Source organism: Streptomyces sp. NPDC007907, from assembly GCF_042959365.1.
In the GTDB taxonomy this organism is placed as follows: domain Bacteria; phylum Actinomycetota; class Actinomycetes; order Streptomycetales; family Streptomycetaceae; genus Streptomyces; species Streptomyces indiaensis.
The window spans coordinates 666,562-688,660 of sequence record NZ_JBIBKR010000001.1 but is presented as its reverse complement, the minus strand read 5'-3'; the positions used below and the strand labels follow the sequence as shown (position 1 = coordinate 688,660).

The 22,099-nt window shown below is 71.2% G+C and carries 19 protein-coding genes; 6 read left to right on the top strand and 13 right to left on the bottom strand.

The window, feature by feature from the left end; all coding sequences use genetic code 11:
* Nucleotides 1–78: 78 nt before the first annotated feature.
* The 5 genes from ACFZDI_RS03155 to ACFZDI_RS03135 all read right to left on the bottom strand — a co-directional run bounded on the left by ACFZDI_RS03155 (nt 79) and on the right by ACFZDI_RS03135 (nt 5,029).
* Nucleotides 79–2,418 carry an FtsX-like permease family protein gene (locus ACFZDI_RS03155; RefSeq protein ID WP_391247377.1) on the bottom strand — a complete coding sequence of 780 codons (2,340 nt, stop codon included), beginning with the start codon at nt 2,416–2,418 and terminating at the stop codon, nt 79–81.
* Nucleotides 2,415–3,104 (bottom strand): ATP-binding cassette domain-containing protein, encoded by a 690-nt coding sequence (locus ACFZDI_RS03150; RefSeq protein WP_391247375.1) that lies wholly within the window; start codon nt 3,102–3,104, stop codon nt 2,415–2,417. Before ACFZDI_RS03150 ends, ACFZDI_RS03155 begins: the two co-directional genes overlap by 4 nt.
* Nucleotides 3,101–3,625 (bottom strand): helix-turn-helix transcriptional regulator, encoded by a 525-nt coding sequence (locus ACFZDI_RS03145; RefSeq protein ID WP_391247373.1) that lies wholly within the window; start codon nt 3,623–3,625, stop codon nt 3,101–3,103. Before ACFZDI_RS03145 ends, ACFZDI_RS03150 begins: the two co-directional genes overlap by 4 nt.
* A 151-nt stretch (nt 3,626–3,776) precedes the next feature.
* A complete protein-coding gene (locus ACFZDI_RS03140) occupies nt 3,777–4,097 on the bottom strand; it encodes a hypothetical protein (RefSeq protein ID WP_391247371.1) in 321 nt (106 codons plus the stop codon).
* The gene (locus tag ACFZDI_RS03135; RefSeq protein ID WP_234846707.1) at nt 4,094–5,029 is read right to left on the bottom strand and encodes an SPFH domain-containing protein; all 936 of its coding nucleotides are present in this window, start codon (nt 5,027–5,029) and stop codon (nt 4,094–4,096) included. The genes ACFZDI_RS03140 and ACFZDI_RS03135 overlap by 4 nt, the downstream gene beginning before the upstream one ends.
* Nucleotides 5,030–5,291: 262 nt before the next feature.
* Between ACFZDI_RS03135 and ACFZDI_RS03130 the strand changes: the two genes are divergently transcribed.
* Nucleotides 5,292–7,580, top strand: coding sequence for a transglycosylase domain-containing protein (locus tag ACFZDI_RS03130; RefSeq protein ID WP_391248011.1), 2,289 nt, complete (start codon nt 5,292–5,294; stop codon nt 7,578–7,580).
* Between the two features lie 71 nt (nt 7,581–7,651).
* On the opposite strand, the gene ACFZDI_RS03125 is transcribed toward ACFZDI_RS03130, so the two are convergent.
* From ACFZDI_RS03125 to ACFZDI_RS03110, 4 genes are all read right to left on the bottom strand, one after another.
* Nucleotides 7,652–9,790, bottom strand: a complete 2,139-nt coding sequence (locus tag ACFZDI_RS03125; protein ID WP_391247370.1) for a SpoIIE family protein phosphatase — start codon at nt 9,788–9,790, stop codon at nt 7,652–7,654.
* A gap of 322 nt (nt 9,791–10,112) precedes the next feature.
* A complete protein-coding gene (locus ACFZDI_RS03120; protein WP_391247368.1) occupies nt 10,113–10,805 on the bottom strand; it encodes a DUF402 domain-containing protein in 693 nt (230 codons plus the stop codon).
* An 83-nt stretch (nt 10,806–10,888) separates the two neighbouring features.
* The gene (locus ACFZDI_RS03115; RefSeq protein ID WP_391247366.1) at nt 10,889–12,292 is read right to left on the bottom strand and encodes an aspartate ammonia-lyase; all 1,404 of its coding nucleotides are present in this window, start codon (nt 12,290–12,292) and stop codon (nt 10,889–10,891) included.
* A gap of 255 nt (nt 12,293–12,547) precedes the next feature.
* On the bottom strand, nt 12,548–14,218 hold the full coding sequence (locus ACFZDI_RS03110; RefSeq protein ID WP_234846711.1) for a fumarate hydratase: 1,671 nt from the start codon (nt 14,216–14,218) through the stop codon (nt 12,548–12,550).
* A 181-nt stretch (nt 14,219–14,399) separates the two neighbouring features.
* Between ACFZDI_RS03110 and ACFZDI_RS03105 the strand changes: the two genes are divergently transcribed.
* Both ACFZDI_RS03105 and ACFZDI_RS03100 read left to right on the top strand, forming a co-directional pair.
* Nucleotides 14,400–15,116, top strand: coding sequence for a DUF1707 domain-containing protein (locus tag ACFZDI_RS03105; RefSeq protein WP_391247364.1), 717 nt, complete (start codon nt 14,400–14,402; stop codon nt 15,114–15,116).
* A 114-nt stretch (nt 15,117–15,230) separates the two neighbouring features.
* Nucleotides 15,231–15,608 (top strand): WhiB family transcriptional regulator, encoded by a 378-nt coding sequence (locus ACFZDI_RS03100; RefSeq protein ID WP_234846712.1) that lies wholly within the window; start codon nt 15,231–15,233, stop codon nt 15,606–15,608.
* Between the two features lie 175 nt (nt 15,609–15,783).
* Here ACFZDI_RS03100 and glpX read toward each other — a convergent pair whose 3' ends face one another.
* The gene (gene glpX / locus ACFZDI_RS03095) at nt 15,784–16,818 is read right to left on the bottom strand and encodes a class II fructose-bisphosphatase (protein ID WP_234846713.1); all 1,035 of its coding nucleotides are present in this window, start codon (nt 16,816–16,818) and stop codon (nt 15,784–15,786) included.
* 126 nt (nt 16,819–16,944) lie between these two features.
* Here glpX and ACFZDI_RS03090 point away from each other — a divergent pair, with 126 nt between their 5' ends.
* Nucleotides 16,945–17,469, top strand: coding sequence for a DUF4245 domain-containing protein (locus tag ACFZDI_RS03090; RefSeq protein WP_234846714.1), 525 nt, complete (start codon nt 16,945–16,947; stop codon nt 17,467–17,469).
* A 66-nt stretch (nt 17,470–17,535) separates the two neighbouring features.
* On the opposite strand, the gene ACFZDI_RS03085 is transcribed toward ACFZDI_RS03090, so the two are convergent.
* From ACFZDI_RS03085 to xseA, 3 genes are all read right to left on the bottom strand, one after another.
* Nucleotides 17,536–18,126 (bottom strand): malonic semialdehyde reductase, encoded by a 591-nt coding sequence (locus ACFZDI_RS03085; RefSeq protein ID WP_391247361.1) that lies wholly within the window; start codon nt 18,124–18,126, stop codon nt 17,536–17,538.
* A gap of 172 nt (nt 18,127–18,298) precedes the next feature.
* Nucleotides 18,299–18,553 (bottom strand): exodeoxyribonuclease VII small subunit, encoded by a 255-nt coding sequence (locus tag ACFZDI_RS03080; protein ID WP_234846716.1) that lies wholly within the window; start codon nt 18,551–18,553, stop codon nt 18,299–18,301.
* A 9-nt stretch (nt 18,554–18,562) separates the two neighbouring features.
* Nucleotides 18,563–19,771: an exodeoxyribonuclease VII large subunit gene (xseA, locus tag ACFZDI_RS03075; RefSeq protein WP_234846717.1), complete on the bottom strand. Its 1,209-nt coding sequence runs from the start codon at nt 19,769–19,771 to the stop codon at nt 18,563–18,565.
* 480 nt (nt 19,772–20,251) lie between these two features.
* On the opposite strand from xseA, the gene ACFZDI_RS03070 reads away from it, so the two are divergent.
* Nucleotides 20,252–21,277, top strand: a complete 1,026-nt coding sequence (locus ACFZDI_RS03070) for a 4-hydroxy-3-methylbut-2-enyl diphosphate reductase (protein WP_391247358.1) — start codon at nt 20,252–20,254, stop codon at nt 21,275–21,277.
* A 68-nt stretch (nt 21,278–21,345) separates the two neighbouring features.
* On the top strand, nt 21,346–22,092 hold the full coding sequence (gene ppgK, locus ACFZDI_RS03065; protein ID WP_391247356.1) for a polyphosphate--glucose phosphotransferase: 747 nt from the start codon (nt 21,346–21,348) through the stop codon (nt 22,090–22,092).
* The last annotated feature ends 7 nt before the right edge of the window (nt 22,093–22,099 follow it).

The window sequence follows — 22,099 nt, the reverse complement described above, 5'->3', positions numbered from 1 at the left end:
ATACGAGGCCCGGCCAGGGCGCCCGACAGCCCGTGCGGGACCGGTCCTGCTCGGTCCGCGGCCCGGCGGGAACCGGGCCTACTCCGTCCGCAGCCCCTCCGGTCGCATCAGCTTCAGCAGCGGTGGCAGGCTCAGCAGGGTCACCACCAGGACGACGCCCGCGCCGATGCCCGTCATCGACAGCACGCTCGGCCAGTCCACCCGGACCGAGGTGTCGGTCATCCGCAGCAGCACCGCGCCCAGCGCCACCCCCACCGCCGCGGCGAGCAGCAGGCCCAGCCCGATGGGGATCGCCGTCTGCCACAGCACCGACAGGCCGAGGGTGCGGCGCCTGGTGCCGAAGGCGACCAGGGCCGACAGCAGCTTGCGGCGTTCGCGCAGCTGCTCCAGCTGCGAGACGAGCAGGCTCGCCCCGATCAGCGCCAGCACGCAGGCGGAGCCGACGGACAGGCCCGTGCGGATGGCGGCGTAGCGGTCGTTGCTCTCGATGCTGCTCCAGGTCATGGGCTGGACCGCGGGGTCGAGCCGCGCGGCCGTGTTGCGCACGTGGTCGTAGGCGTCCGGCACCGAGAGGTCCAGGCTCAGGAAGAGCCGCGCGGACGTGACCGCCGCCAGCTTCTCGGGCAGCGCGCCGGGCGTGACCAGGATGCCGCCGCGCTCGTACCCGGTGGGGTCCTCACGGGACTGGGCCGGGCGGATGTCCTGCGGCACGGTCCAGGAGACGGGCCGGTCGCCCGAGTGGGCGGCGTCGTCCTCCGGTTCGGCCCACAGGACCGTGCCGGGCCTGGCCAGGTGGTCGCCCTCGCTGTCGTACTCCGAGCCCTTGGCCGCGAAGACGTCCCCGTCACGGCAGGAGGGGAGCGTGGCCACCTCGCGCAGCGACGCGCAGTCGGCCACGGTGATCTGGGCGTAGGAGTCCTCGCTGCGCCGGTCGTGCAGATAGGCGTCGGACAGGGCGGTGATCTTGCGCACGCCCTCGGTGTCGCGGTACTTCCCGATGATGGCCGAGGCGTTGGCGCCGTCCGGCACGTCCACGCTCATCTGGGCCCGGGAGACGTCGTACTGCGACGCCTTGGTGTAGGTGCCGTCCACCCCGGCGAACAGCATCTGCAGGGCGATCGCCCCGGCCACCGCCACCGCGATGCCGTTGACCATCCGGGCCGCCGCGCCACTGCTCAACTGGAGTCTGCGAACCGCCAGTTGCCAGGCGACCCCGCCCGAGCCGAGCCGGGCCACGACGGTCTCCACCACCCAGGGGAGCAGTGCCGTGACGCCGACCAGCAGCAGCATCACGCCGCCGACGACGAGGTACTGGTTGAAGTTCCCGCCGTCGTCGCCCTGCCCGATCATCGGGTAGAGCAGAGCGATGCCGCCCAGCGGCAGCAGGAGGCGCCACCACAGCCGGCGTCGTGAGGGCTTGGCCGTGCGCACCACGCCGAGGGGCTCGATGACCACCCCGCGCAGGGCGAGGATCGTCACCAGGACCGCCGCCGCCGGCACCGCCAGCGCGACCAGGACGGCCAGCACCGGAGAGGGGTTCAGATAGCTCGGGAACACGCTGACGTGGAACACCTGGGCGGAGGCCGCCAGTTCGCGTCCGAGGAGGAAGAACCCGGTGCCGAGGACGAGCCCCAGCACCGAGCCGGCGAGCGCCTCGCCGGCGGCGATCCGCCGGGTCATCCGGCTGTCGGAGCCGACCAGTCGCAGGGCCGCCAGCCTGCGGTCACGGCGCTCGCCGCCGAACCGCACGGCCGCTGCGATGAACACGGCGACCGGCATCAGCAGTACCACGAAGACGACCAGGACCAGCAGGAGCAGCACCGGGTCCCAGGGGTCGGAGGATCCCAGATCGTCGTTGCCGAAGTGGTCGATCCTGGCCCCGCTCGCGGGGCCTTCGAGCACCTTCGCGAGCCCCTTGCCGCCCGCGAAGTAGGCGAGTTCCTGCGAGCCGACCAGTCCCTGCTCGCCGATGGTGCCGGAGACGCGGTAGTCCAGCCGCTCCCGCAGCAGCGTGCCGTCGTCGGAGGCGAGCAGCTCTTTCAGCGCGGGGGAGACGACCATCTCGCCCGCCGCCGGGAACTCGGCGACCCCCGGCGGCAGCGGAGCCCGCGGACCCTCCGCCTCCAGCAGCCGGCCGCGTACGTCCGTGTCCCGGAACGTGGTGTCCGCGTCCACGACGATCAGCGTGTCGTCGGCCTTCGGTATCTCCTGCTGGCCGAACGTGTGATCGCTGCGTGCCTCCTCGCGCCGGTCGCGCTCCGCCAGCGCGTTGGGGATGGCGGTGGTGAGCAGCAGCAGCGCCACCCCGAGCCCGACACCGACGGCCGTGAGCAGCGACCGTGTCCATCCCTCGCGTCCGCCGGCGAGGGCGAACCGGGCCCCCATGGCGAGGTCCCGGCTCCACTGCCTGACGCTCATACGACGCGCTCCATGTCACGGGACCTGCCGTCCCGTACGACGATCTCGCGGTCGGAGTACGCGGCCACCCGCGCCTCGTGCGTGACGAGCACCACGGCCGCGTTGGCGGACCGGGCGGCGTCCGTGAGCAGTTCCATCACCCGCTCGCCGTTGAACGAGTCGAGCGCGCCGGTCGGTTCGTCGGCGAAGACCACCCGCGGGTTCGTCACCAGTGAGCGGGCCACGGCGACGCGTTGCCCCTGACCGCCGGACACCTCGCCGGGCCGCTTCTTGCGCAGGTCGTCGACCTCCAGGCGTTCCATCCACGCCAGGGCGGTCCGCTCGGCCTCCTTGCGGGACGAGCCGTTCAGCCGCAGCGGCAGGGCGACGTTCTCCACGCAGGTGAGTTCCGGCACGAGCTGCCCGAACTGGAACACGAACCCGAACTCCGAGCGCCGCAGGGCACTGCGCTCGGCGTCGCTCATCGCGGTCACCTCGCGCCCGGCGTACGTGATCGAGCCCGAGTCGGGCGTGACGATCCCGGCAAGGCAGTGCAGCAGCGTCGACTTGCCCGACCCGGACGGGCCCATCACGGCGACGACCTCGCCGGGGTGGATGGAGAACTCGGCGCCGTCGAGCGCGGTCGTCGGGCCGTAGGCCTTGCGCAGGTCCTGGGCGACGAGGAGGGAACCGGCGGGGATCGTCATCGGGTCACCGCCTCACGGAGCTTGTCCAGACGCGCCGCGGTCAGCTCCAGCCAGCGCAGGTCCGCCTCCAGGTGGAACAGCGCGTGGTCGCAGATGAGCTGGTCGGCCAGATCGCCCCTGCGCTTGCGGTCGGTGAGGATCCGCATGCTGCGCAGGTGCTCGGAGCGCTGGGTGTCGAGGATGTCACCGGCGTCGCGGTGGGTGAGCAGGGCCAGGACGACCTTGGTGTAGAGGGTCGACTGGAGGTACGGCTCCGGCTTCTCGGGCGTGGCGAGCCAGCGCGCCACGTCGGTGATGCCGGCCTCGGTGATGGCGTACCGCTTGCGCTCGGGACCGCCGCCCGCCTCGATGCCGTCGACCTCGACGAGCCCGTTCTTCAGCAGGCGGGACATCGTCGAATAGACCTGGCCGTAGTGGAGCGGCCGGTCGTGACCGAACTTCTCGTCGAAGGCCCGCTTGAGGTCGTAACCGTGGCGCGGGCCGGACTCCAGGAGTCCCAGGAGAGTGTGACCGATGGACATGGGAGGGACTGTACACGGCGTGTATACGCGCGATGTATACGCCGGGTGTGCAGTCCATGGCGGGGTGTGCGGGAGCGCAGGTGGGGGGTCGTTGTCACGGTTCCGCAACAGCCACTCGCCGGCGCGGCCGGACAACGGCCCCCGGGGTTCTTCAGGCCTTCGATGCCCCACCCGGGCCGCCGGGCGCTCCACCCGGGCCGCCGGGCGCTCCGCCTGAGCCGCCGGGCGCCCCGCCCGAGCTGCCGGGTGGCCGGCCCCGCCGGGGCAGTGGTCCGGTCTCGCGGGGCAGCCGTCCGGCCTCCGCCAGCGCCTTGCGCAACAGGAACTCGATCTGCGCGTTGGCCGACCTGAGCTCGTCCCCGGCCCACCGCGCGAGCGCCTCGTACACCGCCGGGTCCAGCCGCAGCAGCACCTGCTTGCGCTGCTGCTGCGGCCGGCGCTGCGGGCCCTGGCCCTCGGGAGGGACCGTCACTGGTAGAGGGACCCGGTGTTGAGGACGGGCTGCGCGGCCCGGTCACCGCACAGCACCACCATGAGGTTGGAGACCATCGCCGCCTTCCGCTCGGAGTCCAGCTCCACGATGTCCCGCTCGGTGATCCGGGCGATGGCGGCCTCGACCATGCCGACCGCTCCGTCCACGATCTGCCGCCGCGCCGCGACCACCGCTCCGGCCTGCTGCCGCTGGAGCATCGCCGAGGCGATCTCGGGCGCGTAGGCGAGGTGCGTGAAGCGGGACTCGATGATCTGCACCCCGGCCGCCTCCACCCGCGCGTGCAGCTCCACCGCGAGCTTCTCGGTGATCTCCTCGGCGTTGCCGCGCAGCGAGAGGCCGTCCTCCTCGTGGGCGTCGTAGGGGTACTCGATGGCGATGTGCCGCACGGCCGCCTCGGTCTGGGTGGAGACGAACTCGATGTAGTCGTCGACCTCGAAGGTGGCCTGGGCGGTGTCCTCGACGCGCCAGACCACGACCGCGGCGAGCTCGATCGGGTTGCCGTAGGCGTCGTTGACCTTGAGGACGGCGGTCTCGTGGTTGCGGACACGGGTGGAGATCTTCGTGCGCGAGGTGAAGGGGTTCACCCAGCGCAGGCCGTCCTGCCGGATCGTGCCGCGGTAGCGGCCGAAGAGCTGGACGACCCGGGCCTCACCCGGCGCCACCATGTTCAGCCCGCACATGGCGAGGAACGCCGCGAGCGCGACCAGGATGCCGCCGATGATCAGCGCGGCCTGCGCGCCGGCCGCGTGCACCGAGGTGGCGGCCGCGATCAGCCCGGCGCCGGCCAGCAGTCCGAACAGGCCCAGCAGCAGGGCGAGCCCGCCGCCGATGCTGTGCGCCGTGAACTCCCGCACCCGGGGTGCCGGCATCTCGGGCACGTCGGCCGTGACCTGCGGTTCCGTCATGGACATGGGTGATCCCCCGTTTCTCCTGGGAAGCCGCTCCTGCTTAGCTTCCGTCTAGCTAAGTGATATCACTTTATCGCGTCCTGGCAACCCTGCGGGTGTCTCGAACGTCGGTTCCGATGGGAATGGGTGCTGATTGTCACGTCCGTAAAGGTCCGGATCGGCTGCCCTCTCTCTTATCTCCCGGTGTTAGCTTTCTGAGCTGACCTGAGCGGCGAACCTGTGTGACATGTGAGCACACATGAACGAAGCGGAGCAGATCGGACTCATGGGACGAGCGGAAGAAAGACGCGCCCGACAGCGCGGTGGGCGCCGGGCGGCACCCAAGAGCCACCGTTCGTCGGCTGCGGCCGGGAAGAGCGGCATACGCAGGCTCTTCACCTGGAAGAAGCTCCTCGGCACCTTCCTCGGCGTGTGCCTGCTGGGCATGGGCGCCTTCATCGTGCTGTACATGGTGATCGACATCCCCGAGGGGAACGCCGACGCCAAGCGGCAGAGCAACATCTACAAGTACAGCGACGGCTCGATCATGGCCCGCGACGGCAAGGTCAACCGCGAGAACGTCGATCTGGCCCGGGTCCCCAAGGGCGTCCGGATGAGCTTCGTCGCCGCCGAGAACAAGACCTTCTTCAAGGACTCCGGCGTCGACTTCAAGGGCACCGCCCGCGGCCTGGTCAACACGCTGTCCGGCCGCGGCGCGCAGGGCGGTTCGACGATCACCCAGCAGTACGTCAAGAACTACTACCTGACGCAGGAACAGACCGTCTCGCGCAAGCTGAAGGAGATGGTCATCTCGCTGAAGCTGGACCGGGAGAAGTCCAAGGACTACATCCTCGCCGGCTACATCAACACCAGCTACTACGGCCGCAACGCCTACGGCATCCAGGCCGCCGCCCAGGCCTACTACCGCAAGGACGCCGAGGACCTCGACGTCGCGCAGGGCGCCTACCTCGCCGCGCTCCTCCAGGCCCCCAGCCAGTACGACTGGGCCGTCGCCTCGAAGGACGGCAAGAAGCTGGTGAAGGCGCGCTGGAACTACGTCCTCGACAACATGGTCGACGAGGGCTGGCTGAGCGCGTCCGAGCGGGCCGGCATGAAGTTCCCGGTGCCGGAGGAGCCCAAGCCCGCCCCCGGCATGGAGGGCCAGAAGGGGTACCTGGTCAACGCCGCCAACGCGGCGCTCGAGAGGCAGCTCGTCGCCCAGGGCACCGCCGACGACACCAAGGAAGCCGAGGCGCTGGTCAACGCCGGCGGCTGGACCCTCACGCTCAACATCGACAAGAAGAAGCAGGCGGCGCTGGAGAAGTCCGTCCGGCAGCAGCTGACCAGCAAGCTCGACCCCGACAAGCGCAAGGTCGACGGAGACGTCCAGGCCGGTGCCGCCTCGGTGAACCCGAAGACCGGCGCCGTGGTCGCGATGTACGGCGGCGAGGACTACTTCAAGCACTACACCAACAACGCCACCCGCGCCGACTACCAGCCCGCCTCCACCTTCAAGCCGGTCATCCTGGCCGCGGCCCTGGAGCAACAGGCGAAGACGCAGGACGGCAAGCCGATCACCGCCAACACGATCTACGACGGCACCAGCAAGCGCCCGGTCGTGGAGGACGGCACCAAGGTGGGCTTCGCCCCCGAGAACGAGGACGACCGGAACTACGGCCCGATCTCCGTCCAGACGGCCATGAACAAGTCCGTCAACTCGGTCTTCGCGCAGATGGGCGTCGACGTCGGCATGTCCGAGGTGGTGAAGGTCGCCGGCAAGCTCGGCATGGACACCGAGAACATGGCGGCCGTGCCCGCGCAGACCCTGGGCAGCATGGGCGCCAGCCCCCTGCAGATGGCCGGTGTCTACGCGACCCTCGACAACCACGGCAAGAAGGTCACCCCGGCCGTCCTGAAGTCGGCGGAGCACCTCAACCAGAGCGTCACCATGCCCGACCCGGTCGGGGACCAGGTCATCAGCCGGCAGGCCGCCGACTCGGTCACCTCGGTGCTGACCGGCGTGGTGGACGACGGCACCGCCCAGGCGTCCGTGCGCAACAACCCGATGCGCGACGGCCAGCAGGTCGCGGGCAAGACCGGCACCTCCGACAACAACAAGTCGGCCTGGTTCACCGGCTACACCCCGAAGCTGGTCACCTCGGTCGGCCTGTTCGGCGAGGACGCCAAGACGCACGCCCAGGTCGCGATGTACAAGGCGGCCGGCAAGCCCCGGCTCAACGGCGGTGACTTCCCGGCGCGGATCTGGGCGGCGTACACCTTCGGCGTGATGGGCGACGTCACCGAGTTCGACCTCGACACCCAGCAGGGCGCGGCCGTCCAGCCGACCTGGACGCCGACCCCCACCGAGGAGCCGACGAAGGAGCCGACCGAGGAGCCGACGACCGAGGAGCCGTCGTCGTCCCCGCCGCCGACGACCGAGGAGCCGTCGTCGTCCCCGCCGGCCTCCCCGTCCACGACCCCGTCCACCTCCCCGCCCACGTCCCCGCAGACGACACCGCCAGGCGATGGCGACGACCCGTTCGACCCGCTCCGACCGGGTGACGACGACCAGTAGGGACGACCGGCGGCAGACGCCGAAGGGCGCCCGGTGCACACCGGGCGCCCTTCGTCCGTCCCTGAGGCCCTTCAGCCGCGGTTGAGTTCGAACCAGACCACCTTGCCCGTGCTGAGCCGGGTCGCACCCCAGCGCCGGGCCAGCCGGTTCACCAGGTACAGCCCGCGCCCGCCCTCGTCGGTGGCGCGAGCCTGCCGCAGCCGCGGCAGCTGCGGCACGTCGTCGCCCACCTCACAGCGCAGGACGTCCGTGCGCAGCAGCCGCAGCGTCACCGGCCGCGAGGCGTACCGGACGGCGTTGGTGACGACCTCGCTGACGAGCAGCTCCACGGAGTCGCTGAGCTCCTCCAGGCCCCAGCGCGACAGAGCGCGCCGGGCCAGCCGGCGGGCCCGGCCGGGCGCCGCGTCCTCCGGCTCCAGGAACCAGTACGCCACGTCGCTGGGCGCGATCCCGTCGAAGCGGGCGGCGAGCAGCGCGATGTCGTCGTCCCGGTCGCCCGGGCCGAGCATGTCGAGCACCTCGTCGCACAGGGCTTCCAGGGGCGGCGGATGGTCCGGCCCGGTGAGCTGCGCGACTGCGGCGAGCTTCTCCCGCAGCTGCTCGATGCCGGTCCACACGTCGCGCAGCCGGGACTCGACCAGGCCGTCGGTGTAGAGGAGCAGGGTCGCACCGGCGGGCGCGTCCAGCTCCACCGCCTCGAAGTCCACGCCACCGACCCCGATGGGGGCACCGGCGGGCACGCGCAGCACCTCGGCCCGGCCGCCCAGGTGGAGCAGGACGGGCGGCGGATGACCGGCGTTGGCGATGGTGATGCGGTGCGATACCGGGTCGTACACGGCGTAGAGGCAGGTCGCCATGCGGTCCACGCCGAGGCGCTGGGCCTGTTCGTCGAGGTGGTGCAGGACCTCCTGCGGCGGCAGGTCGAGGCCGGCGAGGGTCTGGGCGGTGGTGCGCAGCTGGCCCATGATGGCGGCCGACGTCATGGAGTGGCCCATGACGTCACCAACGACCAGCGCGACCCTGCTGCCGGGCAGCGGGATCGCGTCGTACCAGTCGCCGCCCACCCGGGCCGTCTCCGCGGCCGGCAGGTAGCGCGAGGCCAGCCGCACGCCGGTGGGGCGGGGCAGCGTCTCGGGCAGCATGGTGCGCTGCAGCTCGTCCGCGATGTACGCCTCGCGGCCGTACAGCACGGCCTTGTCGATGCCGAGGGCGCTGTGCGTGGCGAGCTGGGCGGCCACCAGCAGATCGTCCGGGTCGAACGCGATGCGCTCGGGGCGGCGCAGGAACAGGGCGGCACCGATCACCCGGCGCCGCCCGCGCAGCGGGGCGAGGATCGCGCGCTGCCCGTCCGGCACGGCGAACTCGCCGTCCTCGCCGAGCAGTTCCGGCAGCGCGGCGCGGGCCGCGGGAGCGTCGGTGAACACCGGGCGCACCCCGCGCAGCACCTCGGCGAGGGCACTGCCGGGCCGTACCTCGCACAGCTCGGCGCCGACCGCGTCCAGTTCGTTGGGCTCGGGCTGCGCGGCCGGCAGGAAGCCGTTCTCGGTGTCGCGCTCCGCCGGTATCCGGTCGGTGCGGCGCAGGCGCAGCACCAGCGGGCCGGTGGGCCGCTCGTCGCCGACGGGCAGCGGGTCGCGCAGATAGACCAGGATCGCGTCGGAGAAGGTGGGCACGGTGGCCCGGCACAGCCCCATGACGATCTCGTCGAGGTCGATGCCGCGGGCGATCCGCCGGGTGGCGGCGCCCACGAACCTGAGCCGGTCGCCGTCCCGCCGCATCGGCGTGGGGCGGCCGGGCGGCAGGTTCTGGCCGCTGCGCCGCTCCTGCCCGTCGGTGTTCACCCCCGGCCGGTCCTGTTCGTCGGCCGGCTGCACGGGGATGCTCTCGGGGGCGGGGCGCGGCCGGGGCGTCTCGCGCTCGGCGGTCTGCTCTGCACCCGGCTGGGAGTGCTCGGAGGCGGGGTCGCTCACGGTGTCCTTGCCCTTGCCGAACGGCGTGGAGGTGCCCGGCTCCGACGTGCCCGGCGTGCTGTGTGCCGTCGTGACCGGAACGCTGACGTCGCCGCCTGGGCGGCCCTGTACCGGTAAGGCTCCGGCGCCGGGCGCGCGGGCCGGGGTATGCACGAAGGCCCCGCGGGGGTCCGCGGGGTCGACGCCCGCCTGGGGGCGTTCGAAGGAGGTCGGCTGCTCCGTCACGCGTGTCGAATCCATCCGTCCGGGGCTGCGCGCCGCGCGCGCAGTTGGTCCCGCCGAAACTCCGATACCCGGAATACGTGCCCCAGGAACGGAATTTCCGCGTGGTCAGAGGTTGTTCCTGTGCCACCGGCGGACCGTCTGCGGCCCCCCGGGGCCTGCTGCCGGCCCCGGGAGCCTGCGGCGCAGGCCCTGCCGGTGTTGCCCTCGTACCCCTCGCTCACGTCCTGCCGCCCCTCGGTGACGATCGGTCAAGCTCAGCGCGTGCTTCGGTAGTTGCCGCCGCGCGCCCTTGCGGAGGACGATCCTACGTTTCTTGCCCGGGGGCGCATCAAGGGTCTCATGAGGACACATGCGCGGGAGTGCGGTCCCAGTCCTCCGGCAGTGACGGTACCGTCCAGGACGGATCCGGGCGCCAGTGCTGCCAGCCTTCCGAGAACGGCGGCCCCCAGGCGCGGATCACCTCCACGGCGTCCCGGCCCGCCGCCCGTACCTTTTCCGCCAGTTGGTCGTCCATCAGCCCGTCGCGCCGGGCCTGGGCGAACTCGTCCTCGTCTCGCCAGTGCCAACTGCGGTCGGGATGGACGGAGATGTCCAGGAAATGGTCGACGGAGTCGACGCCACCGGCCCACCGGACCAGCGGCTCCTCCAGGTTCACGTACCAGTTCTTGAACTGCCAGCCCGGCTCCCAGAACAGCCACACCGACCAGGGCTCGCCGGGACGGGCCAGCTTCAGCACACCCGTGCCGAACCACCGGTCCCGCTGGACGGTCCGCGGCTTGGTGTAGCGCGACTCCAGCGGTTCCAGGTGCACGGGCGTGCCGTCGGCGAGGAGGGGCTTCACGCACTCGGTGCCGGGCGCCAGCCACACGGCGAGCAGGTCCGCGTCGTCCCGGACGACGGTGACGGGACGCGCGATGTGCACCTGCGTGCCGCCGTTCTCCCGGTACCGCCACAGAATCCGGCTCCCGGGCGCCCAGAAGCCTGCCGCACCACCCGTTTCCACGTGTCTCATCGCTTCACCGTCTGCCATGAACAGATATTAGGTGCCGTAGGCATACGACGCTGCGGCGCGTGTCATGGTTCACGCGCCGGGCACACTAACGCGCCCCGGCGTCACGGGCGCGTCATCCGCAGGACATCGAGCGCCTCGTCGAGTTGCTCCGCGGTCAGGTCCCCGCGCTCCACGTAGCCGCCCTCCAGCACGACCTGACGGATGGTCTTCCGCTCGGCCAGGGCCTTCTTGGCGACCTTCGCGGCCTCCTCGTAGCCGAGGTACTTGTTGAGCGGGGTGACGACGGAAGGGGAGGACTCGGCGTACTCCCGCGCGCGCTCGCGGTCGGCGGTGATGCCGTCGACGGTCCGGTCGGCGAGCAGCCTCGTCGCGTTCGCCAGGAGCCGGATCGACTCCAGCACGTTCTTGGCGATGACCGGCAGCATCACGTTGAGCTCGAAGTTCCCGGCGGCGCCGGCGGTGGCGACGGTGGCGTCGTTGCCCACGACCTGTGCGGCGACCATCAGCACGGCCTCCGGGATGACCGGATTCACCTTGCCCGGCATGATCGACGAACCGGGCTGGAGGTCGGGCAGGGCGATCTCGGCGAGGCCGGTGCGCGGCCCGGAGGACATCCAGCGCAGGTCGTTGGCGATCTTGGTCAGCCCGACCGCGATGGTGCGCAGCTGCCCGCTGGTCTCGACGATGCCGTCCCGGGCGCCCTGTGCCTCGAAGTGGTTGCGGGCCTCGGTGAGGGGCAGCCCCGTCGTCCGGGCGACCTCCTCGATCACGGCGGCGGAGAAGCCGGGCGGGGTGTTGATGCCGGTCCCCACCGCCGTACCGCCGAGAGGCAGTTCGGCGAGCCGGGGGAGGGAGGCCTCCAGACGCTCGATGCCGTACCGCACCTGGGCCGCGTACCCGCCGAACTCCTGGCCCAGCGTCACGGGCGTGGCGTCCATCAGGTGGGTCCGCCCGGACTTCACGACGTCGGCGAACTCCTCGGCCTTGCGCTCCAGAGCGGCGGCGAGGTGCTCCAGCGCGGGGACCAGATCACGCGTCACGGCGGCCGTGGCGGCGATGTGGATCGAGGAGGGGAAGACGTCGTTGGACGACTGGGAGGCGTTGACGTGGTCGTTGGGGTGCACGCCGCGGCCCAGCCGCTCGCTCGCCAGCGTGGCGATGACCTCGTTGGTGTTCATGTTGGACGAGGTGCCGGACCCGGTCTGGAACACGTCGACCGGGAAGTGCTCGTCCCACGTCCCCTCGGCGACCTCCGCGGCCGCCTCCTGGATCGCCTGGGCGATGTCCTTGTCCAGGACCCCCAGCTCGGCGTTGACCTTGGCCGCGGCGCCCTTGATCCGGGCCAGCGCCTCGATGTGCGCGCGCTCGATGCGCTGCCCGGAGACAGGGAAGTTCTCCACGGCCCGCTGGGTCTGGGCCCGCCACTTGGCGTGCGCCGGCACCCGCACCTCGCCCATCGAGTCGTGCTCGGTGCGGTACTCGGTCCTGTCCTGCTCGTCGGTCATCGACGATCACCTCCACGTGTCACAGCGTCCGCGCCGCGACCACTGTTCCCCGTGGAGACGGATCATCACCGCCGCCGTCAGGCGAGTCCGGGCCCCTGTACCGGAATGGAGGTGAAGGCCGGCACGGGCGCCGGGTCCTTGAGGGAGTCGTTCGACTCGTTCGTCCGGCGGCGGCAGGGCCGAAGGGGCGGAGCCCCTGGGGACGGGACGGGCAGGGGCGGCGGGGGCGAAACCGTCCCCGCCGCGCCGCAGGCGCTACGCCAGCCCAGGCCCGCGCACCGGGATCGAAGTGAACGTCGGCGCCGGGGCAGGGTCCTGGAAGAAGTCGTTGCCCTTGTCGTCGACGACGATGAACGCCGGGAAGTCCTCGACCTCGATCTTCCAGACGGCCTCCATGCCGAGCTCCTCGTACTCGACGACCTCGACCTTCTTGATGCAGTCCTGGGCGAGGCGCGCGGCCGGGCCGCCGATGGAGCCGAGGTAGAAGCCGCCGTGGGCGTCGCACGCGTCGGTGACCTGCTTGCTGCGGTTGCCCTTGGCCAGCATCACCTTGGAGCCGCCCGCCGCCTGGAACTGCTCCACGTAGGAGTCCATCCGGCCGGCCGTGGTCGGGCCGAAGGAGCCCGACGCGTAGCCCTCGGGGGTCTTCGCGGGACCGGCGTAGTACACCGGGTGGTCCTTCAGGTACTGCGGCATCTCCTCGCCCGCGTCCAGCCGCTCCTTGATCTTGGCGTGCGCGATGTCGCGCGCCACGACCAGCGGGCCGGTCAGCGACAGGCGGGTCTTCACCGGGTACTTGGTGAGCTCCGCGAGGATCGTCTCCATCGGCTGGTTGAGGTCGATCTTCACGACGTCGCCGCTCTCGTCGAGCTGCTCGTCGGTCGTCTCGGGCAGGAAGCGCGCCGGGTCCGTCTCCAGCTGCTCCAGGAAGACGCCCTCGGCGGTGATCTTCGCAACGGCCTGGCGGTCGGCGGAGCAGGAGACCGCGATGGCCACCGGGCAGGACGCGCCGTGCCGGGGCAGGCGCACCACGCGCACGTCGTGGCAGAAGTACTTGCCGCCGAACTGCGCGCCGATGCCGATCCTCTGCGTCAGCTCGAAGACCTTCTGCTCCAGCTCCTTGTCCCGGAAGCCGTGCCCCAGCTCGGAGCCCTCGGCGGGGATCTCGTCCAGGTAGTGCGCGGAGGCGTACTTGGCCGTCTTCAGCGCGTACTCGGCGGACGTGCCGCCGACGACGATCGCCAGGTGGTACGGCGGGCAGGCCGCCGTGCCCAGCGAGCGGATCTTCTCCTCCAGGAACTTCATCATGGAGGACTCGTTCAGGACGGCCTTCGTCTCCTGGTACAGGAACGACTTGTTGGCCGAGCCGCCGCCCTTGGCCATGAACAGGAACTTGTAGGCGCCGCCGTCGGCCGCGTACAGCTCGATCTGCGCGGGGAGGTTGGAGCCGGTGTTCTTCTCCTCCCACATGGTGAGCGGAGCCATCTGCGAGTAGCGCAGGTTCAGGTTCTGGTAGGCGTCGTAGATGCCGCGGCTCAGGGCCTCCTCGTCACGGCCCTGCGTGAGCACGTTCTGCCCGCGCTTGCCCATGACGATCGCCGTGCCGGTGTCCTGGCACATCGGCAGCACGCCCGCCGCCGCGATGTTCGCGTTCTTCAGCAGGTCCAGCGCCACGAACTTGTCGTTGCCGGAGGCCTCCGGGTCGTCGATGATCCGGCGCAGCTGCGCGAGGTGGGCCGGGCGCAGGTAGTGCTGGATGTCGTGGACGGCCTCCTCGGCGAGCTTGCGCAGCGCCTCCGGCTCCACCTTCAGGAAGGTCCGCCCGTCCGGCCCCTCGACCGTGGAGACGCCCTCGGAGGTCACCAGCCGGTAGGGCGTGGTGTCCTCTCCCTGGGGGAGCAGATCGGTGTACGCGAACTCAGGCATCTCAGCCCATTCCTCACTCGACGGACGGCGGCCCGCCTCCGTTGGCGAGCGCCAACCAGCGTAGAACCTGCCGCCGACGGCGGGCTTGTGAGGTAAGGCTCAGTTCGTCACACCGGTCGGTGCGACACCCGTCCGTGACGCGGGGGTGTCGCGATCTATCGTGTTTCGGTACGCTGCTGCCGTGGACCTTCAGAAGCAGGACCTCCAGAAGCCGGACGCCCGGCCGCAGGGCGTGCCCGCCGTCTCCGAGCTGCGCGCCTCCGACGCCGAGCGCGACCGCATCGCCGACATCCTGCACGACGCCCTGGCGGAGGGCCGCCTCACGGCGGACGAGCACGCCGAGCGCGTCGAGGGCGTGCTGCGCGCCAAGACCGTCGGCGAGCTGGAGGTCTTCATACGGGACCTGCCCGCGGCCCACCGCCGCGGCCCCGGCCCCGTCCATCCCGCGGCCCCCCGGCGCCCCACCGCCGGCGCCATCCCGATCGACCCGGACGACAACGTGGTCGCGGTGTTCAGCAGCGCCGTCCGCAAGGGCCGCTGGCGCGCGGGCCGCCGTATCCACGCCTACGCGATCTTCGGCAGTGTCGAGATAGACCTCAGCGAGGCCCTCTTCGACCACCAGCAGGTCGTCGTCAAGTCGTTCGCGGTCTTCGGCAGCGTCGACATCCGCGTCCCGGAGAACGTGTCGCTGCGCGGCATGGGCGGCGGCGTCCTCGGCAGCTTCGAGGTGGCCACGCTCGACTCGGGGGAACCGGAGGCCCCCATCGTCTACGTGGACGGCTGGGCCGTGCTGGGCAGCGTCGAGGCGCGGCCGAGGCGGGGCAAGGTCGTCGCGGACATCCTGGACCGGGTGCAGCGCAAGGTCGACCGGAGTTTGCGCAAACACCTCGGGCATTGACAGTCGCGAATCCCCCGAAGTCGGCGGTTCGGAACTCAGTGCATAGGCGCGCGCACAGCGGGTAGGCCTTGCTGCATCGTCTCTCGCTCGCGAAGCCGTCGTCAGGAGTAGACCGTGCTGCAACCGCCGCATTCGTCCCTGCAGGTAGCTGCCGTTCCGGCCCCGCGGGTGCCAGCGCGAGACAGGGATCAGGACGCCCCGTGGCACACCGAGGCGGTGTGCCGGCGTGACGAGGCCGGCCTGTTCTTCGCCCCTTCCAAGGAACCGACCGCCGCGAGGCTGTCCCGGGAGGAAGCGGCGAAGCGGGTCTGCGCCCGGTGTCCGGTGATGGTCGAGTGCCGCGAGCACGCCCTGCTCCAGCCCGAACCCTACGGCGTCTGGGGCGGACTCACCGCCGCGGAGCGCCGCGTGGTCCTGGCCCGGCGCCGCCGCCGCGAGATGGAGCTGAAGAAGGCGGCCCGCCCGGCGGACCGGATAGCCGCGGCCGGCTGACGGCCGAGCAGCACGAAAGGGCGTCCCCACCGCACCGGGGACGCCCTTTTCAGTGGTTCCTCAGCTGCTCGCAGTCGATGCGGAGGACGCGCCCGAAGGGGCGAGGGGAACTGCGCGATCAACCACAGCCGGCCTGCACGGGCCGGCGATCCGCAGCCCCCGTCTCCGCACGGCGCTACTTCCCCTTGTCGAAGTCGATCGCGCTGTACGCCCGCAGCTTGCTCAGCCGGTGCTCCGAATCGATCCTGCGCACCGTGCCCGAGCGCGACCGCATCACGATCGAGTCGGTCGTCGCGGTCTCCGCCCGGTAGCGAACCCCCCGCAGCAGCTCGCCGTCCGTGATGCCGGTCGCCACGAAGAACACGTTCTCGCCGGTGACGAGGTCCTCCGTCGTCAGCACGCGGTCGAGGTCGTGCCCCGCGTCGAGCGCCCGCTGCCGCTCCTCGTCGTCCTTGGGCCACAGCTTGCCCTGGATCGTGCCGCCCAGGCACTTCACCGCACAGGCGGAGATGATGCCCTCGGGCGTGCCACCGATGCCGAGCAGCAGGTCGACCCCGGTGCCCTCCCGCAGCGCCAGGATCGAGCCGGCCACGTCACCGTCGGAGATCAGCTTGATGCGCGCACCGGTGTCCCGGATCTCCTTGATGATGCCCTCGTGCCGCGGCCGGTCCAGGATCACCACGGTCACGTCCTCCGGCGCGGACCGCTTCGCCTTGGCGACCCGGCGGATGTTCACCGCGACCGGGGCGTTGATGTCGACGAAGTCGGCCGCCTCCGGTCCGGTGACGAGCTTGTCCATGTAGAAGACGGCGGACGGGTCGAACATGGAGCCGCGCTCGGCGGCGGCCAGCACCGCGATCGCGTTCGTCATGCCCTTCGCGGTCAGCGTGGTGCCGTCGATCGGGTCGACCGCGATGTCGCACTCGGGCCCGGTCCCGTCGCCCACGCGCTCCCCGTTGAACAGCATCGGGGCTTCGTCCTTCTCGCCCTCGCCGATGACGACGACGCCGTTCATCGAGACGGTGGAGACGAGGGTCCGCATGGCACGCACCGCGGCACCGTCGGCGCCGTTCTTGTCACCCCGCCCGACCCAACGGCCCGCGGCCATCGCCGCCGCCTCGGTGACCCGGACGAGCTCCAGGGCGAGGTTGCGGTCGGGGGCCTCGGAGGGCACATCGAGTTCGGAGGGCAAATGATGATGCTCGGTCATCGGAGCGCACCTTTCTGTACGACGACGGCCGGATGAGGGTGTGTCGCCCGAATATATCTCCGAGTCCGCAAAATGAGCAGAGGCCCCCACGGATGAGCGCGGCAGGGACCTGCGACGATAGGGGGCGTGGCACGCGAGAACGGCAAGCAGAAGACGGCGCGGGACATGATCCTCTCCATGGGGGTCATCATCCTGGTGGCGGGCTTCGTGTACCTCTTCATCCCGCACGACGACAGCCCGCCCGACGTCAAGGCCGTCGACTACCGGGTCGAGCTGCTCACGGCACGCCGGGCCGCCTCCTACCCCGTGGCAGCGCCCGAGGGCCTGTCCGACGCGTGGAAGGCCACCTCCGTCCGTTTCCGGGGCGACCAGTTCGACGCCTGGCACCTCGGGTTCCACGATCCCGAGGGGGAGTACGTGGCGGTCGAGCAGTCCACTCAGCGGCGCCCCGTCTTCCTGGACGAGGCGACACAGGGCGCTCGCGAGACGGACAGGACCCAGGAGATCGACGGGAAGACCTGGACGCGCTACGAGGGCGGCCGTTACGACGCCCTGGTCCTGGAGGACACCGAGGGCTCGACGACGGTCGTGACGGGCACCGCGTCGTTCGCGCAGCTGACGAAGATGGCCGAGGCGCTGCAGACGAAGTGAACGGGCATGAGGAAGGTCCCCGGCTCTGTCGCCGGGGGCCTTTCTCGTGTGCGTCGCGGGTGCGGCTCAGACGGTCGTGACGACCTGGTCGAAGTCCAGGCGCGGGGAGCGCGGGTGGAAGGCGTCCGGGCCCGGGCGGCCGATGTTGACGATCATCAGCGGGGTGTGGTCGTCGTCCAGGAACTCCTTGCGGACGCCCTCGAAGTCGAAGCCGGTCATCGGGCCGGCGGCGAGACCGGCGGCGCGGACGCCGACGATGAAGTAGGCGGCCTGGAGGGCGGCGTTCAGCGCGGCGGCGTTCTCGCGGATCGGGCGCTCGGTGAAGAAGACGTCCTTGATCTGCGGCGCGGCCGGGAACAGGTGCGGCAGCTCCTCGTGGAACTCGTTGTCCGCGGAGAGGATCGCCACCAGCGGGGCGGTCGCGGTCTTGGGCCGGTTGCCCTCGGCCATGTGGGCGACCAGGCGCTCGCGGGCCTCGGGGGAGCGGACCAGGGTGATGCGCAGCGGGGTCTGGTTGAAGGCGGTCGGGCCGTACTTGACCAGGTCGTAGATCGCCTGCACCTGCTCGTCGGTCACCGGCTTGTCGGTGAAGGTGTTGGCGGAGCGGGCCTCGCGGAACAGCAGGTCCTGGGCGGCGGGGTCAAGAACGAGGGACATGAAGGCACTTTCTCGCGACGGTCGGTCCGGAAGATCGGCTGACGTCTTCGACCGTACTCGCCTGAAGTTCAACGTTCAACTAATAGGACAGTGTGATGGATCACGCCGGACCGATGTCGTGCACCCTCCCGGCCGCATGCCGCGTACCCCGGCCGGGACCGAACGGCCCCGGCTACTGCCCGTCCGCGTCCGCCGCGCCCTCCGCGGTCTCCTCCGCCAGCGCAGCGTCCAGCCGCGCCCGGGCCCCGTCCAGCCAGCGCCGGCACACCTTGGCCAGCTCCTCGCCGCGCTCCCACAGCGCGAGGGACTCCTCCAGCGTCGTCCCGCCCGCCTCCAGGCGCCGGACGACCTCGATCAGCTCGTCCCGCGCCTGCTCGTACCCGAGCGCCTCGCTCGTGCCCGGTGTCTCGTCAACCTCGCTGGTCATCCACCCACCCTATGTGTCCACTCGTACGGAGAACTCACCCTCGGAGACCCGCGCCCGCAGGGTCTCGCCGGGCGTCACCTCGCCCGGGTCGCGGACGGCGTGCCCGTCCGCCCTCTGCAGCACGGCGTACCCGCGCTTCAGGGTCGCGGCGGGGGAGAGGGCCACGACGCGCGCGTGCGTGTGCGACAGCTCCGAGTCCGCCCGGTCGAGCTGGTGCCGCAGGCACCGCCGGCCCCGGTCGAGCAAATCCGCCACCTGGCCGGCCCGCACGTCGATCATCCGGTGCGGGTCCTCTATCGACGGCCGCGCCAGCGCGTGCGCCAGCCCGCGCTCCTCACGCTCCACCAGCGCCGCCACGCACCGCCGCGCCCGGTCCCGCAGCAGCCGCACCCGCTCCAGCTCCTCGCCGACGTCCGGCACGACCTTCTTGGCGGCGTCGGTCGGCGTGGAGGCGCGCAGGTCGGCGACCTGGTCCAGCAGCGGGTTGTCCGGTTCGTGCCCGATGGCGGACACCACCGGCGTACGGCACTGCGCGACCGTGCGGATCAGCTGCTCGTCGGAGAACGGCAGCAGGTCCTCCACACTGCCGCCACCCCGCGCGACGATGATCACGTCCACGTCGTCGATCGCGTCGAGCTCCTTGACGGCCTGCACGACCTGCGGCACGGCGTGCACGCCCTGCACGGCGACGTTGCGCACCTCGAAGCGCACCGCGGGCCAGCGGTGCCGGGCGTTCTCCAGCACGTCCCGCTCGGCGGCCGAGGCCCGCCCGCAGACCAGTCCGATCAGCTGCGGCAGGAACGGCAGCGGCTTCTTGCGCTCCGGCGCGAACAGGCCCTCGCGCGCCAGGGCCTTCTTCAGCTGCTCCAGCCGCGCGAGCAGTTCGCCGACCCCGACGGGCCGTATCTCGGCGGCCCGCAGCGACAGCTGGCCCCGCGGGGCGTACCACTCGGGCTTCGCGAGGACGACGACCCGGGCGCCCTCGCTCACCACGTCGGCGACGGCGTCGAACACCTGCCGGTAACAGGTGACGCTGACGGAGATGTCGTACGAGGGGTCCCGCAGGGTCAGGAACACCACACCGGCGCCCGGCCGCCGCGACAACTGCGTGATCTGCCCCTCGACCCAGACCGCGCCGAGCCGGTCGATCCAGCCCCCGATCAGCCGCGACACCTCACCGACGGGCAGCGGGGCTTCCGGAGTCGTGTTCACAGCCATGCCCGCGAGGGTAGTGGGCACCGCCGACAACGCCGCTCAGCAGCCCTGCCGACACCGGCCTCGACGCCCCCTGCGTGCCGCCCCCGTCAGCGGCGACAGCCGGCCCCGCTCAGTGCTCGGTGCCGTCCCGGGCCGGCACCGAGCACCGCCGACACGACGAGCACGACCACGACCACGACCTCCATCGCCGGACCAGGAAGCCCACCCGGGGCCGCGGCCCGCACGCCCCCCAGGTTCAGCGGTAGCGTGCCGAACATGCCCACCGGGGCCATCGGCGCGACGAACAGCAGCCCGTATACGACCAGGGCACGGAAGCCGAGACTGCGCCGCCGCGCGCTGCCCCGCGGCCTCGGAGGTCGCCGTTCCGTTCTCGGACGGCGTGCTGCCGCTCCCGCCGTAGGTCACTCGCCTCACGCCGTGTCAGCCTTCCCGGGGACTGCGGACCCACGGGATCTTTGACCCGCCGGACGCGGCCTTACGATGGGACGCATGTCTGCTTCGCCTGGCCGCCGTGTCCTGCTCGCCGCCCCCCGTGGCTACTGCGCGGGTGTGGACCGCGCCGTGATCGCCGTCGAGAAAGCCCTGGAGCAGTACGGCGCTCCGGTGTACGTCCGGCACGAGATCGTCCACAACAAGTACGTCGTGCAGACCCTGGAGAAGAAGGGCGCGATCTTCGTCGAGCAGACGGAGGAGGTGCCCCCGGGGAACATCGTCATGTTCTCCGCGCACGGCGTGGCCCCCGTCGTCCACGAGGAGGCCGAGCGCGGCAAGCTCGCCACCATCGACGCCACCTGCCCGCTCGTCACCAAGGTCCACAAGGAAGCCGTCCGCTTCGCGAACGAGGACTACGACATCCTCCTGATCGGCCACGAGGGCCACGAGGAGGTCATCGGCACCTCCGGCGAGGCCCCCGACCACATCCAGCTCGTCGACGGACCGGGCGATGTGGCGAAGGTCGAGGTCCGTGACCCCTCCAAGGTCGTCTGGCTCTCCCAGACCACGCTGTCCGTCGACGAGACCATGGAGACCGTCGACGCCCTGAAGGACAAGTTCCCGCAGCTCATCTCCCCGCCCAGCGACGACATCTGCTACGCCACGCAGAACCGCCAGCTGGCCGTGAAGCAGATGGGCGCCGAGTCGGACCTCGTCATCGTGGTCGGCTCGCGCAACTCCTCCAACTCCAAGCGGCTCGTCGAGGTCGCCAAGATCGCGGGCGCCCGCGCGGCCTACCTCGTGGACTTCGCCGACGAGATCGACGAGGCCTGGCTGGAGGGCGTGAACACGGTCGGTGTCACCTCCGGCGCCTCCGTCCCGGAGGTCCTGGTCGAGCAGGTCCTGGAGTTCCTCTCCCGGCGCGGCTTCGAGGACGTCGAGATCGTCAAGGCGGCCGAGGAGTCCATCACGTTCTCCCTGCCCAAGGAGCTGCGGCGCGACCTGCGCGAGGAGGCCGCCGCCCTGGCCGCCCAGCGCGGCGGTGCGGGGGCCGGTGAACATTCCGGGGAGTGATCGGGGACGGGCCGGGCAGCACCGCCGTCCGGCCTGTGACCGTCAGTCGTTCGTCGTAACGTAGGGCCATGCAGATCTTCGGAGTGGACATCGGCGGATCCGGGATCAAGGGTGCGCCGGTGGACCTGGACAAGGGCGACCTGGCGCAGGAGCGCCACAAGGTCCTCACCCCCCACCCGGCCACGCCCGAGGCGGTAGCCGACGGCGTCAAGCAGGTCGTCGACCACTTCGGCTGGACGGGGCCGGTCGGAGTGACCTTCCCGGGCGTGGTCACCGACGGAGCCACGATCCGCACGGCGGCCAACGTCGACGACAGCTGGATCGACACCGACGCGCGTGCGCTGCTCGGCGAGCGGCTGGGCGGGCTGCCGGTGACGGTGGTCAACGACGCGGACGCGGCGGGCGTCGCCGAGATGCACTTCGGCGCCGGCCGCGACCGCCGGGGCACGGTGATCCTGCTGACCCTCGGCACCGGCATCGGCAGCGCGGTCTTCGTCGACGGCGTCCTCGTCCCCAACACCGAGCTGGGCCACCTGGAGCTCGACGGGCACGACGCGGAGAAGCGGGCCTCCAGCAAGGCGCGCGAGGACCACGACATGACGTGGGAGCACTGGGCGGTGCACCGCGTGCGCAAGTACCTCGCCCACGTCGAGATGCTGTTCTCGCCGGAGCTGTTCATCCTCGGCGGCGGTGTCAGCCGCAAGTCCCACAAGTTCCTGCCCTACATCGAGGGCATCAAGGCGGAGATCGTCCCGGCGCAGCTGCAGAACAACGCGGGCATCGTGGGCGCGGCGATGCGGGCGGCCGCGCGCTAGGGCCGCC